The 15,899-nt window shown below is 68.9% G+C and carries 8 protein-coding genes; 5 read left to right on the forward strand and 3 right to left on the reverse strand.

Going from position 1 to position 15,899, the window contains the following annotated elements; genetic code table 11:
* The first annotated feature begins 208 nt into the window (after positions 1-208).
* The 4 genes from EX88_RS23455 (at position 209) to EX88_RS0103435 (ending at position 9,950) form a co-directional block, all read left to right on the forward strand.
* Positions 209-2,179 carry an autotransporter assembly complex protein TamA gene (locus tag EX88_RS23455; RefSeq protein ID WP_051884391.1) on the forward strand — a complete coding sequence of 657 codons (1,971 nt, stop codon included), beginning with the start codon at positions 209-211 and terminating at the stop codon, positions 2,177-2,179.
* 30 nt (positions 2,180-2,209) lie between these two features.
* The gene (locus EX88_RS0103425) at positions 2,210-6,094 is read left to right on the forward strand and encodes a translocation/assembly module TamB domain-containing protein (protein ID WP_031370607.1); all 3,885 of its coding nucleotides are present in this window, start codon (positions 2,210-2,212) and stop codon (positions 6,092-6,094) included.
* 627 nt (positions 6,095-6,721) lie between these two features.
* On the forward strand, positions 6,722-7,267 hold the full coding sequence (locus tag EX88_RS0103430; protein ID WP_031370608.1) for a DinB family protein: 546 nt from the start codon (positions 6,722-6,724) through the stop codon (positions 7,265-7,267).
* 517 nt (positions 7,268-7,784) lie between these two features.
* Positions 7,785-9,950, forward strand: coding sequence for a M66 family metalloprotease (locus tag EX88_RS0103435; protein WP_081930593.1), 2,166 nt, complete (start codon positions 7,785-7,787; stop codon positions 9,948-9,950).
* 150 nt (positions 9,951-10,100) lie between these two features.
* Here EX88_RS0103435 and EX88_RS0103440 read toward each other — a convergent pair whose 3' ends face one another.
* The 3 genes from EX88_RS0103440 to mutM all read right to left on the reverse strand — a co-directional run bounded on the left by EX88_RS0103440 (position 10,101) and on the right by mutM (position 14,607).
* Complete coding sequence (locus EX88_RS0103440) at positions 10,101-12,926, reverse strand: serine/threonine-protein kinase (protein ID WP_031370610.1); 2,826 nt, start codon at positions 12,924-12,926, stop codon at positions 10,101-10,103.
* A 127-nt stretch (positions 12,927-13,053) separates the two neighbouring features.
* Complete coding sequence (locus EX88_RS0103445) at positions 13,054-13,626, reverse strand: ECF-type sigma factor (RefSeq protein WP_031370611.1); 573 nt, start codon at positions 13,624-13,626, stop codon at positions 13,054-13,056.
* Positions 13,627-13,794: 168 nt separating this feature from the next.
* On the reverse strand, positions 13,795-14,607 hold the full coding sequence (gene mutM / locus EX88_RS0103450; RefSeq protein WP_031370612.1) for a bifunctional DNA-formamidopyrimidine glycosylase/DNA-(apurinic or apyrimidinic site) lyase: 813 nt from the start codon (positions 14,605-14,607) through the stop codon (positions 13,795-13,797).
* 64 nt (positions 14,608-14,671) lie between these two features.
* On the opposite strand from mutM, the gene EX88_RS0103455 reads away from it, so the two are divergent.
* The gene (locus tag EX88_RS0103455) at positions 14,672-15,586 is read left to right on the forward strand and encodes a CHAD domain-containing protein (protein ID WP_031370613.1); all 915 of its coding nucleotides are present in this window, start codon (positions 14,672-14,674) and stop codon (positions 15,584-15,586) included.
* The last annotated feature ends 313 nt before the right edge of the window (positions 15,587-15,899 follow it).

The raw sequence follows: 15,899 nt of genomic DNA on the forward strand, positions 1-15,899 counted from the left end.
CTACCGTGTGACTTCCCTGATGGCTGGGAGTGGTGGATTGGCTGTTTTCTAGGAGACCCCGATGAGCCCGCAGCACAGCCCCCAGCGCTTGCGGTCAGTTCCCCTGAGGCCGAAATTACGACTTCTTAACGCCAGATGCAACGAATCTGCAAAGTGGCTGAACAAAATACGTAAGCAATACAAGCCTTTACCGGTTATCCTGATCGCTATGCCATTGATCCCCCGTCTTTTTTTCGCCGTCGCCCTGGTACTTGGAGCCGCCGGCACGGCCCGGGCGGCCAAAATCGGCAAAGTCGAGATCGTCGGCCTCGATGAGGCCATGACCCAAAACGTGCGCGTTTCCCTGTCCCTGGTCGATACGATCGGCAAGGACGTGTCCGGGCGCCGCCTGGGCTATCTGCTGCGCGAGGCCGAAAACGAGGCCCGCGAGGCCCTGGAGCCGTTCGGCTACTACTCGCCGACGATCAAGGTCGAGGATTCCCGCGGCACCCGCCGCCGCGCCCCGGCGCTGCCCGCCGACTCCAGCCCGGCTGAAGCCAGCCCGGTCGGGGCGAGCCCGGCCGACGCCGATCAGGCTGAAGCGAGCCAGGCCGAGGCCGGCATCGGCGAAGACCCGTCCGCCCGAGACGCTTCGTCCCAGGGCTCGGCCGCCTCGGCAGCGACCCCTTCGGTGCCGATCACCGTCACCCTGACCATCGACAAGGGCGAACCGGTCAAGGTGCGGCGCTCCGACATCGCCATCCTCGGCGCCGGCAGCGACGACCGTTACCTCAACCAGGACCTCGACGCCTTCCGGCCCGGCCCGGACCAGGTCTTCAATCACGAGCTGTACGAGGCCAGCAAGACCAAGATCACCCGGCGTCTGGCCGAGCGCGGCTACTTCGATGCGGATTTTTCTTCGCGGCGGGTGGAAGTGACTCGCGCCGAACATGCCGCCGACATCGACCTGGTCTGGACCAGCGGTCAGCGCTACGACATGGGCCCGATCACCTTCGAGCAGACGCCCAAGCGGATCATCCGCGACAGCCTGCTCGAGCGCCTGGTGTACTGGGAACAGGGCAGCTACTACCACCAAGGCAAGCTCGACCGCTTTCGCGAGTCGCTGTCGCGGCTGGATTATTTCGCCAGCATCGACATCGAGCCGCAGCCGGATCAGGCGGTCGACGGCCAGGTGCCGGTCAAGGTCGTCCTGACCCCGGCCAAGCGCAGCATCTATACCGCCGGCCTGAGCTACGGCACCGACAGCGGCGCCGGCGTGCGTCTCGGCCTGGAACGGCGTTACCTCAACGACCGCGGCCACAAGGCCCTGGCCCAGGTCGATTTCGCCGAGCGCCGCAAGACCGCGACCCTGCAGTACCGCATCCCGGCCTTCGCCTGGCTCGACGGCTGGTACACCTTCAGCCTGCAGGGCACCGACGAGCAGACCGACTACATCGACTCGCGCCGCATCGAATTGGTCGCCAGCCGCAGCGGCAAGATCAACCAGCGCTGGACCGCCACCGCCTCGGTGCACGGCCTGCGCGAGCGTTGGGCCTATGCCGACGAGGACGACGACGATCCGACCACGCCGGTCGAATACCGTTCGGCGACCTTTTTGTATCCCTCGTTCCGCGTCGAGTACGTCGATGCCGACGACCGCTTGTATCCGCGCAACGGCATCGCCGCCACCGCGATGCTGCGCGGCGGCCTGGAAAGCGTCGGTTCGGATGCGAACTTCCTGCAACTGCACACGACCGCGCGCTGGTACAAAGGCCTGGGCCCGCGCAGCCGCCTGATCGCCCGCGGCGAACTCGGCCACACCTTCACCGACGCCTTGGTCGACATGCCGCCGACCCTGCGTTTCTACGCCGGCGGCGACCGCAGCATCCGCGGCTACGAATGGCGCGAAGTCGGGCCGCGCATCCCCGCGATCGACGGCCGTAAGGCGTTCGCGCTGGGCGCCAAGAACGTGGTCACCGGCAGCGTCGAGTACGAGCAGTACTTCAACGACAGCTGGGGTGCGGCGGTGTTCGTCGACAGCGGCAGCGCGTTCGACAACACCCCGAAGCTGCGCACCGGCGTCGGCGTGGGCGTACGGTGGCGTTCGCCGGTCGGCCCCTTGCGGATCGACATCGCGCGCGGCCTGGACGACCCGGATTCGGGTTTCCAGCTGTATCTCAACATCGGCGCCGATCTCTAAGGCACGCGGCCAGGACGACCCTGCAACGACATGAGCGATACGCCGAAAACTCCCGAACAACTGCTGCTCGAACGCCGGCAGCGTCGTCGCGCGGCGGCCAAGCGCTGGGCCTGGCGCAGCAGTTTCATCGCCGGCTCGTTGACCCTGTTGATCGCGGCCGGCCTGTACTGGCTGATCAGCACCATCGCCGGCCGCGACCTGTTGCTGGCGCAGATCGTTTCGCGCCTGCCGGCCGATTCGACCTTCACCTGGACCGCGGCCGAGGGGCCGGTGTCGGGGCCGCTGACCTTGCGCGGCGTGCGCTTCGCTTATAAGGGCACGGTGTTCACCGCCGAGCGCATCTTCGTCGATCCGGCCTTGGGCCCCCTGCTCGGCCGCAAGCTGCGCCTGGACGCGCTGCAGGTCGAGAACGCCACCCTCGACCTGCCCAAGAGCGACGAGCCCTTCGAGTTGCCGAGCTGGCCCGAGGTGCTGCCACAGATCGAACCGCCGCTGGCCTTGCAGGCCGACGACGTGCGCATCGACGGTTTCAAGCTCAGCCAGGAAGGCGAGCCGCTGATCGACGTGCGCCGCCTGCGCGCCGGGCTCGATGCGCAGTCGGGCAAGCTGCATGTCGAGAAACTCGAAGCGCTGACCGACCGCGGCCGTTTCACCGTGCACGGCGAGTACGAACCGCGCAACGACTTCAAGACCGACGTGGTGGCGACCGTGGTGTTGCCGAGCGCGCCGGGGCGCACGCCGCCGCGGCTGGGCCTGGTCGCGCGCGGCGACCTGTCGCGCATGGACGTCGCCATCGCCGGCGCCGCACCCGGTCCGGTGCGTGCGAGCCTGACCCTGCGCGGCAAGGACGATCCGCGCTGGCAGTTGCGCGCGCGCGCCGATGCGCTCGATGTCGGCTTGCTGCTCTCGCCCGAGGCCAAGCCGAGCGACACGCCGATGGCGTTGCGCTTCGAGGCCGGCGGCGTCGGCGGCAACGCCGACCTCAACGGCGAATTCCGCCAGGGCGATCTGGCGGTGACGGTGTTGCCGTCGAAGATTTCGCTCAAGGACCAGGTGCTCGACGTGCAGCCGTTGGCGCTGCAGTTGTTCGATGGCACCGCGACGCTGCGCGGCCATGCCGACTTCACCGACGCCGACAACGGCCAGTTCAAGTTTGCCGTCAATGCGCGTGATCTGCGTTGGGGCGGCCAGCCCGCGGCGACCACCGCGACCGCGGCCGCCATCGCCAAGCCTTCGCGCGCGCCGCAGGCGCCGGCCACGCCGGCGATCGTGCTGGAGACCGCCGAGCTCGGGTTCGCCGGCACGGTCAAGGCCTGGGCGGCGATCGGTAAGGCTCGGCTGCTGCGCGACAAGCAAGCCGCGACGGTCGAGTTCGACGGCCGCGGCGACGACCAGCGCATGAGCCTGAAGACGCTCAAGGCCAAGATGCCGACCGGCCAGCTCGACGGCAGCGGCGACGTCGCCTGGGCGCCGGCGCTCGGCTGGAACTTCAAGGCGACGCTGTCGGGTTTCGACCCGGGTTATTTCGCGCCGGAATGGAAGGGCGCGGTCGACGGCCAGCTCGCCAGCACCGGCGCCACCCGCGCCGACGGCGGCCTGGACATCCGCGTCGACGCCGAACGCCTCGGCGGCCGTCTGCGCGACCGGCCGCTCGGCGGACGCGGTCGCTTCGCGATGCACGGTGCCGCGCCCGGCAAGAGCGACGACGCTTACGAAGGCGACGTCGCCCTGACCCTAGGCGGCAGCCGCGTCGATGCCAAGGGCAAGCTCGCCCAGGCGATCGAACTCGACGCCAAGCTGGCGCCGCTGCAGCTCAACGATCTGTTGCCGAACACCGCCGGCAGCCTTACAGGCACGCTCAAGCTCAGTGGCGCGCGCGATGCGCCGAACATCGACGCCGACCTGACCGGCAGCGGCCTCAAGTACGGCGACTACACGGCGGCGAGTTTCAGCGCCAAGGGCCGCCTGCCCTGGCGCGGCCGCGGCGGCGAACTGGCCCTGCGTGCGAGCGATCTCAATGCCGGCCTCGCCCTGTCGTCGGTGAGCGTCGATGCGCGCGGCGCGGTCGAGTCCCTGCAACTGCAGGCGCAGGCCGACAGCGAGGTCGCCCAGCTCGCACTGGCCGGCCATGCCGACAAGCGCGGCGCGACCTGGCAAGGCGCGCTGGCATCGCTGCAGCTGACGCCGAGCAAGGGCGCCTCCTGGCGTTTGCAGCAGGCCGCGCAGTTCCGTTGGGACGGACGCAATGGCGCGTTGACGAATGCCTGCCTGGCTTCGAGCAGCGGCGGTTCGCTGTGCGCCAGCGCGGACTGGCCGCGACGCGGTGTCGATATCAAGGGGCAGGGGTTGCCGCTGTTGTTGGCGCAAGCCTATCTGCCCGAGCGCAGCGACAAGCGGCCGTGGCTGCTGCGCGGCGAAATCGCGCTCGACGGCGAACTGCGTCCGGTCGGCAACGGCTGGCGCGGCCAGGTCGATATCAGCTCGGCCGGCGGCGGTCTCAAGTTCAGCGAACGCGCGCGCCGCGAACTGCTGCGCTACAACGCTCTGTCGCTGAAGGCGACCTTCGACCCGAACAAGCTCAACGCCGAACTCAAGGCCGGCTTCAACGACGACGGCCACATCGATGCCAAGATCGCGACCGGTTGGGACGCCTATGCGCCCCTGTCCGGAGACGTCTCGGTCGACACCGACGAACTCACCTGGCTGGAGATGTTCTCGCCCGACATCGTCGAGCCCAAGGGCCGTCTCGAAGGCCGCATCAGCCTGGCCGGCACGCGTTCGCAACCCTTGCTCGGCGGCCAGGCCCAGCTGAGCCAGTTCACCACCGAACTGCCCGCGCTCGGCATCGTCCTGCAGAACGGCAACGTCCGCCTCGACGCGCAGAGCGACGGCAGCGCGCGCATCGCCGGCAGCGTGCGCTCCGGCGAAGGCACCTTGAATATCGACGGCACGCTCGGTTGGCAGGGCGACGACACGCCGCTGGTGCTCAACCTGCGCGGCACCAACGTGCTCGCCTCCGACACCCGCGACCTGCATGCGATCGCCAACCCCGACCTGACCGTGCGCTACGCGGCCAAGCAGCCGCTGCAAGTCACTGGCACCGTGACCATCCCGACCGCGCGCATCGACCTGGAACGCCTCGACCAGGGCGTGTCGGTGTCCGAGGACGTCGTGGTGCTCGACCCGGCCGATCCGGAAGACACCGGCGCTTCGCCGCTCGACCTCGATCTGACTCTGGTGGTCGGCGAGCAGGTCAAGCTCAACGGCTTCGGCCTCGACGGCAAGCTCGGCGGCCAGATGCGGGTGCGTTCGCGCCCGGGTCGCGAGATGACCGCCAACGGCGCGCTCAACGTCGAAGGCCGCTACACCGCCTACGGCCAGAAACTGCAGATCACCCGCGGCCGCCTGGCCTGGAACAACGGCCCGGTGTCGGACCCGATCCTCGACGTGCGCGCCGAACGCGAAGTCGGCGCGGTCACCGCCGGGGTCGACATCAGCGGCCGGGTCAGTTCGCCGCAGGTCAATGTCTGGTCGAACCCGGCCAGCTCGCAGTCCGAAGCGCTGGCCTATCTCGCACTCGGCCGGCCGTTGTCGTCGGTCAGCGGCGACGAAGGCCGCCAGCTCAACGCCGCCAGCGCTGCGCTCTCGGCCGGCGGCGGCATGCTCGCCTCGCAGCTCGGCGCCAAAATCGGCCTCGACGATGCCGGCGTGATGGAAAGCCGCGCCCTCGGCGGTTCGGTGCTCGGCGTCGGCAAATACCTGTCGCCGCGCCTGTACGTCGGCTACGGCGTGTCCCTGCTCGGCACCGGCCAGGTGCTGACCTTGAAGTATCTGCTGCGCAAGGGCTTCGACATCGAGATCGAGTCGAGCACGATCGAGAACCGCGCTTCGATCAATTGGCGCAAGGAAAAATAATGCTGCGCGAGCGATCAGTGGGCATTGTTTAGGAGTGCCGGAGCGGCCGGCTCCTTGCCGCATATAAGAAGGGGCCGGAACAGCCCCGCTTCTTGCAGCGCGCAGTACATCGAGTGCGCCAAGGACCGCCCTTGTCGGTCGACCAGAGTTCTACAGCATAACTGTGGAGTCGCGTTGGTTGAGTCTTGTGTGAACATCACTCGGAAATCAAAGTGCCATGACATCTTCGCCATTAGTCCGCCATATAGGGGTTGCTGCTGTCTCGCTAGCAATTTCGTTGATTTCAGTGTGGCTATATGTGCGCCTGGGACAGCCGCCTCTGAACGTCATCTACGAACTCCTGTTTCTTGTCGGCATATACGCAGGATTTCTATGGTCTAACTGGCCCCTGTTTGCTGAAAGGAGCGCGCTCGAGAAAGCGGTAGGGAGGGGCATTTTTTCAGCAATCGCTACGGCGGTCTGGTTGCTTATCGACTTCTGTGCAGCTGCAGCGTTTCAGCTTGCGATTGGGGGAGCCCTTTGACCTGATCGGCTTGGGAGCGTGTCGCTCAGTTGGTGCAAGGAGAGTAGGCGGTATCGTTCGCGGGCTACGGCGATGAAAGCCGCTCGCCAGTAAGGAGAGCCACGATGAAGCTGTGCGAACACGCGGTGCTGATGGCCGGCTACAACCGCTGGATGAACGACAAGATTTATGCGGCGGCCGCGCGGTTGCCGCACGAGGCGGTGAGCGAAGACCGCGGTGCGTTCTTCGGTTCGATCCTGGGCACGCTCAATCATTTGCTGGTGGCCGACCTGATCTGGCTGCATCGTTTCGCCAGTTATCATCCGACGCGTTTCGAGGCGCTGGACCCGATTCGCAACATGGCGCCGCCAACCGCCATCGATCAGCAACTGCACGATCGTCTCGCACCCTTGCAGGCGCAGCGAAGCGAGCTCGATGCGCGGATCGAGGATTGGGCCGGGTGCCTGACCGATGCGGATCTCGATCAGGTGTTGGTCTACGCGAACACCAAAGGCGTCGTTTCGCGTCGCGATTTCGGCGGCCTGTTGATGCATTTCTTCAATCACCAGACCCATCACCGCGGCCAGGTCACGACCTTGTTGACCCAGGCCGGCGTGGACGTCGGCGCAACCGATTTATTGTTGCTGTTGCCGCAGCACGCGCCGGACTGAAGAGCGGGGTTCCGCCGGGCCACAGCGTCCGCGGCATGGCCCGTGACGCGACCTGAATGCGCCGCGCCTTCGCGCAAATCCGCATACAGCGCACGAATCCAGGCCATGCGGATGATGGCTTCGCGTAGAGGGCCGCTGTTGTCGCCACGATAAAGAAACGTTTCGGCGCGCCGAGCTCGTGTCGTCGAGGCGCGACATCGTTGCGTTCGGATTGTGCGCGCAGTCACGACTCGCGCATGCGACTTCGCGCATGCCGTGCGCGTGCTCGCGACGAGCTGTGCTAATGAAACGTAGGCAGCGCTTGCACGCGCTGCGCTTGCACATGCATGGGTGTCGCGCTTGGCCGTGCGCAAGCCGCGCATGGCGACGACGCGTCGCGATTGCATGGGTATGATGCGGTCCGCCGGATCGTGGGGAGACGATCGCGCCGATCGGCGACGGCTCATACGCAGGATGCTCCATCCATACGCCATTCACTGGCGCGGGCGCAGAGGTTCGTGCCACAGGGGGAACCAGCATGCAGACACCTCGCTTCACCACAACCGCGTTGTGGCTTTCGATCGCACTGACCTTGAGCGCCTGCGGAGGCGGCGGAGGTGGCGACAAGAAAGGCGGCGAAACCGCGCCGGCTCCGGGCACGCCGCCCGGCACGCCGCCGACTACGCCGCCCCCGCCGCCCACGCCGCCGGGAGCGGTTGCGTTGGAGATCGCTCAACTCGAACTCGCCCAGACCCACGTGCTGCCGGAAGCCGGGCTGAGCTGGACTTTGCGCCAGGCCAAGGAGCGGCTGCATGCGGTCGGCGGGCGCGAAGCGCTCGCACTGCTGCGCCTGTCGGCCGAAAACGCCGGCAATCCGCAGTTGGAAGGCTGGGCCAACGGCGTTCAACTCGGCACCGTTGCGGTGTCCGCTTCGATCCCCGCCACCGAGGCCGGCGGTGCGGCCTATCCGGGCGCGCGTTACAGCGCGAGTTTGCCGGCGGCGTGGTTGGTGCCCGGTTTGCAGTTGCGCGTGCGCGCCGACAATTACCGCGTCGGCGCGTTTCGCTCGCCCACGATCGGCGCCGACAGCCCGGTGACCCTGCGAGTGCTGCCGCTGTATCTGTTCGGCGCGAACGAGAGCAACTCGGTGCCGCTGGCGACCTCCGGCGCGCCCGATGCCGCCACCGTGACCGAGATCTTCGCCAAATGGCCGGTGGCCAGCGTGGTTGCGCAGAACCATCCGGCGCAGCGCGCGGTATGGCCGACCTTGTCGATCGCGCCGAGCGGCGGCAAACCGGCTTATCTGGCGCGCAGCACCGACGACGAACAAGCGGGCTTCCAGGTCATGGGCGCCACCTTGAATCTGCTCGGCGGACTGCTCGCCGCCAACGGCGAATCCTCCGGGCCGGTGCAGTACTACGCGCCGCTGATCCTGTTCGATGCGGCCGGCAAGCTCAAGCATCCCGGTGGCGGCCTGGGGTCGATCGGCGGCGACACCGGCGTCGGCGATCATGGCTACTCGGGCATCTTCATCCATGAGCAGGGCCATGCGATGGGGTTGCCGCATCAGGGCGGCGCCTACACCGACGGCAAGTACCCCTATCTCGCCGGCAGCTTGAACGGATCGGTTTGGGGCTACGACAGCACGCGCAAGGAGTTCCTGGCGCCGTTCGTACCGGCCACCGCATCGCGTTATCGCAACTGCGCCGGCGATACCTTCGACAGCACGCCGCGACAACTCGATGCGCAGGGCCGCTGCATCAAGCAGGACCCGATGCAGAGCGGTTCCGGCGACGAGGCGCGCGGCTACCGCTTCGCCACCTTCTCCGATTACAGCGTCGCGATGATGCAGCGCCATCTGGAAGGCACCACCTCGACCGACAAGAACGGAGCGCGCGTGTACTCCGGCGGCAGCATCGTCGCCGATGCGGCCTTCCCCGGCGGCTACAAGCGTTGGGACGGGATCGACCGGCGCTGGATCGACGTTGCGCCGAAGACCGCCGACAACGGCCTGTACGGCTTCAACCAGGGTTTGCCGGAGCGGCGCGACGTGCCGGTGCAGGCGATCGCGGTCGCTTACAGCCGGGCCGGTACCGCCAACGTTTCGCAGATCTACCCGCCGATCGGTTTTCGCGGCAACCTGCTGCGCTACATCGATCCCACCGATGCGGCGCAGCGTACGAGCATCGTGCCGAACACCGGGACCTATGCGTGGTACTGCCACAACGGCGGCTGCGACTACACCTTGCGCGTGACCTATGCCGATGGCGGCGTGCGCCACGTGCTGCTGCAAGGCGGCTTCCGTCCCTGGTTCGGCCCGACCACCGCGCCGCCGGCCAGCGCCGGCGATCCCAACAACGGCGACAGCTTCCGCACCTGGGTGGTCAACGTGCCCGCCGACAAGGCGATCTCGCGGATCGAGCTGCTGGATTCGCCGAAGGGGTGGGAAGGCCTGCCGGCTGCGCCGACGGTGTTGCTGTCGCGTCAGGTGCCGGCGGTGAGCGCCCGCGCCACCGAAGCCGGCGCGAACGATGCCGCCTGCATCGAGCTGGCGACCGTCGCCGTACCGCTCAAGGCCGCACCGGAGCCGCGTTGCGCCTCCACGCCGCGCCCGGCCGCGTTGCCGGCGAGCGAAGCGTCGGCGCCGCAACCGGCGGCGGACCTGCGTCTTCGCGCATGGCTCAGCAGCTTGCTCAGGCGTTGACCCCACACGCGACCGATCGTCGCGATGCGCCCTGCCCCGTCCGCAATTGCGGCGGGGCAGGCGCCCTGCGTCGGTACTTCGCGCCCTCATGAGGTGCAGCTGCTGCGACGCGCCGTTCGTTGGTCAGGCGAGCGAACCAGCGAGTGGCGCCTATCCGCTGCAGGCGTCGCGTATGACCTGCACTTCGCGTTTGACCTCGCTGCCGTCCGGTCGCGCGTCGCCGATGCCGCGCAGCAGGCCGTCGAGCGTCGCCCGCGCCTGCCCCCGCTGCGGCCCGCGGCAACGCACCTGCGCGGCATAGGCCTGCGCGCGCCAGCCGAGCTCGCGCAATTTTTCGTCGGTGGTCGGCAGTTCCGCCAGCGAATCCAGGTGCGCGAGCGCGGCGGCATCGCCGGACAGCGCCTGCACCTGGGCCAGGTCGAGTTCGGCGTGACGGGTGTTCGGGTGGCGTTCGCCATAACTCTTGCGGGTCAGGCTGACCGCTCGCTGCAAGTGGTCGAGGCCGCGGTCGCGTTGGTCCAGCGCGATCTCGACATCGCCGAGCAGACGCTCGGTGTCGCCGACCAGACCGTGCTCGGCGCCGAACTCGGTCACGCGCAGCGCGCGGATCTCGTCGAGCAGGATCCGCGCCATGGTATTGCGGCCGGTCGCATGCAGCACCGTCGCCTGTGCGAACAAGGCCTCGGCGAGGCGGCCGCGGTCGAGGTGCTTGCGCGAAATCGTCACCGCGTATTCGAGTTCGCTCAGGGCGCGATCGACATCGCCGCGTTCCCAGGCGATCAGGCCCAGACTGCTGTGCAGGCCGGTCAGATCGGAATGATCGGCGCCCAGACGCGGGGTCAGTACGTTGCGCAGCTGTTCCAGCTCGATCTGCGCCTGCACGTACTGGCCTTGCTCGATGTGGAAGGCGGCGAGCTGGCGGCGCACGGCCAGGGTGGCCGGATGCTGGCCGCCGTTGACCTCCAGGGCGATCGCCAGCGCTTCCTTGGCATCGCGTTCGGCGTCGTTGAGCTGGCCGAGGTCGTGTCGCAGCGCAGCCAGGTTGCGGCTGATCTCGACCTGCAGCGGGTGGCGATCGCCCACGCTCTGCTGCAGGCGCCGGCGCGCCTGCTCGAAGCCCTGCAGGGCCTGGCGGCTCTGCCCGGCATCGGCTTGCAGGCTGGCGAGGTCCATCAGGTTCTCGACTTCGCCGACGTCGCTGTTCTCGAGCATTTCGCGGCGCAACGCCAGCGAACGTTCGAACAACTGCCGCGCACCCTGGCGCTCGCCGTTGGCCTGCCGGCAGCGGCCGAGTTCGGAATAGAACTCGCTGGCCTGGTTCGGCAATTGCGCCTGTTCGCGCCGGGCCAGATCGAGCCCGGGTTGCATCAGCGCCGCGCATTCGCGCGGCTGAGCGAGCAGGCGCAGCACCTTGCCGCGTTGGGTGATCGATTCCAGGCGCAGGCTTTCGGGGATGTCGTCGTCGGTGCTGGCGATGATGCTGGCCTGGCGGTCGAGCAACGCGCGCGCTTCGTTGTAGTCGCCCAGGCTGGTGCGCATGCGCGCGATCACCCCGAACAGCTCGGCGCGCGCGCGCGGTTGCCGCGCGAGTTCGCGCGTACCGCGGATCACCGAGGCGTCGAGCAGGCCGCGCAGGTCCAGTGCTTCGCCTTCGGGCGTGCCGCGCGCGCTTTCGAACAGGCCGACCATGAAGTCCTGCATGGCCTGGGCGCGGCTGGCTTCGCCGACCGCTTCGCGCGCCTGCCAGGCGACGATGCCGAGCGCGGCGCTGAGCACCAGGGTGACCAGGGCCGCGGTCGCCAAGGCCCAGCGGTGGCGGGCGACGTATTTGTTGAAGCGGTAACGCAGGCTTTGCGCCCGCGCCAGCACCGGCCGGCCGGCTTCGAAACGCTGCAGGTCCAGCGACAGCGCTTCCACCGAGGGATAGCGCTGCTCGGGACGCTTGGACAGGGTCTTGAGGACGATGTTGTCGAGGTCGCCGCTGAGCTGGCGGGCGAGGCGGCGCACCGAGTTCGGATCGACCTCGGCGTCGTCGGCGTCGACGTAGCGCAGCACCGCCTGCGAAGGCCGCAGCGGATCGGCGGCGAGGATCGCCTCTTCCCACTCGGCGTCGGTCTGGCGCTTCAACCGATAGGGTTTGGAATCGGTGAGCAGCTCGTACAGCACCACGCCGAGCGAATACACGTCGGTCATGGTGGTGACCGGCTCGCCGCGCACCTGTTCGGGCGCGGCGTAGTGCAGGGTGAAGGCGCGCGCGCCGGTGCGGGTCTGCTCGGGCAGCGGCACGTCGTTGCTGTCGAGCAGCTTGGCGATGCCGAAATCGAGCAGGCGCACGTCGCCGGCCGGCGTCACCATGATGTTCGACGGCTTGAGGTCGCGATGGACGATCAGGTTGGCGTGGGCGTGGCTGACCGCGTCGCAGATCTGCTGGAACATGCGCAGGCGCTTGTCGAGCGGCGTGCGCTGGTTGCGGCAGTAGTCGGTGATCGGCTCGCCTTCGACGTACTCCAGGGCGAGGTAGGGCAGGCCGTCGCGGCTGATGCCGGCATCGAGCAGGCGCGCGATGTGCGGATGCGCCAGGCGGGCGAGGATCTGCCGCTCGCGGGTGAAGCGCGTGCGCAGGTTGGTGTCGGCCAGGCCCGGACGCAGCAGCTTCAGTGCGACCCTGCGCTGGTACAGGCCGTCGGCGCGCGAGGCCAGCCAGACCTGGCCCATGCCGCCTTCGCCGAGCAGGCTTTCCAGGCGGTAGGTGCCGACCTCGACGCCCGGGCGCATGCCGGTGTTCTGCGGCGCGACCAGGGGCTCGGAAAGAAAATCCTCGTGGCCTTCTTCGAGCGCGATCAGCTCGGTGAGCTGGTCGGCCAATTCGGCGTCGTCGGCGCGCAACTCGCTCAGGCGTTCGGCGCGCGCGACCGGGTCCAGCTCGAGCAGCGCGTCGAGCAAAGGGGACAGGCGTTGCCAGCGTTCGGCATCCATGCGCGGTCAGTCGGTTTCGATACGACGGTCGTCGGCGATGTGGATCATGACGATGCGCATGGTGTGCGGGCGCGCTGCGCGGCGGCAGCCGGGGCGATGACGGAACGCGGCAGGCGCGGACCGTGCGTCAGCGGCTGGGCTCGTCTTGCAGCGAGGCCAGCAGGAACAGACGGGCCTTCTGCCAGTCGCGGCGGATGCTGCGCTCGGAGCGTTGCAGCAGCGCGGCGATTTCCAGTTCCGAAAGGCCGGCGAAATAGCGCAGCTCGACCACCTGGGCGAGGCGCTGATCGACGGCGGCCAGTTTGGTCAGGGCGGTGTCCAGACCGAGCGTGTCCTCGTCCAGGCGCAGGCCGCCTTCGACGTCGTCGGGCAACTCGGTGACGCGGTGCAGATCGCCGCCGCGCTTCTGCGCCAAGCGCTGGCGCGCGTAGTCGACGACCACGCTGCGCATCGCCGAGGCGGCGTAGGCGAAGAAATGGGCGCGATCGTCGAACTGCGCTTCGCGCCGGCCGACGAGTTTGAGGTAGGCCTCGTGCACCAGCGCGGTCGCGTCCAGGGTCTGGCCGTGCTGGCCGGCGAGCTGGCGCCGCGCCATGGTGTGCAACTCCTGATACAGAGTCGCGAGCACGCGATCGAGTGCGCCGCGATCGCCTTCGCGGGCGGCATCCAACAGGATCGTGATGTCAGCGCTTTCGGCCATATCGCCCCTCGACTCGGTGGAGACTATAGCGCGTTCATCTTCACATGATAGCGACCATGGTGGCATCGCCCGCGCCGCGCCGGCGCCGTTCGTCCGGAACCGGCGCCCGCAACCTGCGGACCGCTGAGGACGAGCCGGCCCGGCGGCGGGCAGCGCCGGGTCGCCGCTTCAGCGTTGGCAGTGCCCGCACCAGACCGTGGTGCGCTGGCCGATGCTGGCCTGTTTGAGCGGCCGTCCGCAGCGCGGGCAGGGTTCGCCGCCGCGGCCGTAGGCCGACAGCTCCTGCTCGAAATAGCCGGGCGCGCCGTCCGGGCTGATGAAGTCTCGCAGGGTCGTGCCGCCGCGCTGGATGGCGTAGGCCAGGATGTCCTTGATCGAGGCCGCGAGCTCGCCGTAGCGGTCGCGCGAGACCTTGCCGGCCGCGCGCAGCGGCGACACCCCGGCCGCGAACAAGGCCTCGGCGACGTAGATGTTGCCTACCCCGACCACCACCCGCTGATCCATCAGGAAGGTCTTCACCGGCGCCTTGCGGCCACGGCTGAGCTCGAACAGGTAGTCGCTGTCGAAGGCGTCCGAGAGCGGCTCCGGGCCGAGGTCGCGCAGCAACTCGTGGGTCTCGCCGGGCGCCTGCCACAGCAGGCAGCCGAAGCGGCGCGGGTCGTTGAAGCGCAGCACCTGGTCGGAATCGAGCAGCAGGTCGACGTGGTCGTGCGCGCGCACCGGCGTGTCCGCGGGCAGCACGCGCAGGCTGCCGGACATGCCCAGGTGCAGCAGGGCGCTGCCGGCGGCGGTGTCGAGCAACAGGTACTTGGCGCGGCGGCGCACCGCGTCGATGCGTTCGCCGGGCAGGGTGTCTTCGATCTGCAGCGGGATCGGCCAGCGCAGGTCGGGGCGGCGCAGGATCGCGGTGACGACGCGGCGGCCTTCCAGATGCGGCGCCAGCCCGCGCCGGGTGGTTTCGACTTCAGGCAATTCAGGCATGCGGCAAGGGTACTATCCCGGCCAGGCCGCGCATCGTTCGAAGGCCGAAACTGGGAGTCGCTTCATGCCGCACGCGCCTGCGTCCGAGGAAGCCGCCGCACACCGGTCACGGCTCGCCGCGAAGGCGCCGGACGAACCGCTCGCCGCGAAGGCGCCGGACGAACCGGCCGCGCACCCGCCGGGCCGGCGCCTGCGCAGTTTCGCCAGCGCCGAGATCGACATGGCGCTCGACGCCCTGGGCTGGCGCGGCAATCGCATCCATGCCGGCGTGCACCTGGCGCGCAAGGGGCTGCGGCGGGTCCGCGCCACGCTCGCCCTCGGCGGCGGCGCGCTCGGTCCGGGCGCGGTGTTGGTCGACCGCGAGTTGCGCCGGCTCAACCGCGATTTGTCGGCATTGCGCGACGCCCATGCGCTGGTCGAAACCCTGGACCGTCTGCTGCGCCTGTCGCTCGAGGCCGAGGTCCGCACCCTGCTGCGTCGCGCCCGCCGCCGCGCCGCGCAGGCCCGCGCGCGGGTCGCGCACCAGGCCCGCGCCGACGACCCCGAGCTCGGCGCGCGCCGTTCTTTGTTGCGGGTGTTGCGCGCCGCGCTGCGGGCGCTGCCCTGGGACGGCCTGAAGCCGGAGGACTGGCGCGGGGCGGTCACCGCCAGCCTGGCGCGGGTCGCCCGCGGCGCCGAACGCGCGCGCCGCAGCGGCGTGGACGAGGACTGGCACGACTGGCGCCGGCGTGCGCGGCGGTTGTCGCAGCAGCAACGCGCCCTGAAAGCGGCCAAGCTGGGCCGCGATGCGCCGAAGTTCGACAAACACACGATCGAGCGCCTCGGCGCGGCCCAAGACCTGAACCTGCTGCTCGATCATTGCGGGCGCCGTTCGGTGTTCGGCAAAGCCGACCGCGGCGCCTTGCGGCGCTATGCCGAGGGCGAGCTGGCGCGGTCGCGCGGGGAGATCGTGAATGGGGAAGGGCGCGGCTCGGACTAAGGGCTGTTCCTCGCTGCTGGACCCTCGCCCCAACCCCCTCAGCTTTGCACTTTCTGCGGTCGCCGCGAGCCGGAAAGGGAGTAGGGAGAGGGAGCAAAACGGGTTGGAAGACAGGCTGGGCCGGGCTGCCGCGACCGCCGGTCGGCGGGCGCCGGCTGAACCCTTTCGGCCGCGCCCGTTGCGGGCGTCCTTGCCCGTTGGAATAAACGACCCCATCACATCGCAGAGCCGTACCGGCGCGAAGGGTCCGCGCCGGGTGGCATCATTTGCTCAGGACCGGCCGCTTCGGGCCGGCCCCCGTGGTCTGTCGGAG

The organism is Lysobacter antibioticus (assembly GCF_000731095.1).
In the GTDB taxonomy this organism is placed as follows: domain Bacteria; phylum Pseudomonadota; class Gammaproteobacteria; order Xanthomonadales; family Xanthomonadaceae; genus Lysobacter; species Lysobacter antibioticus_B.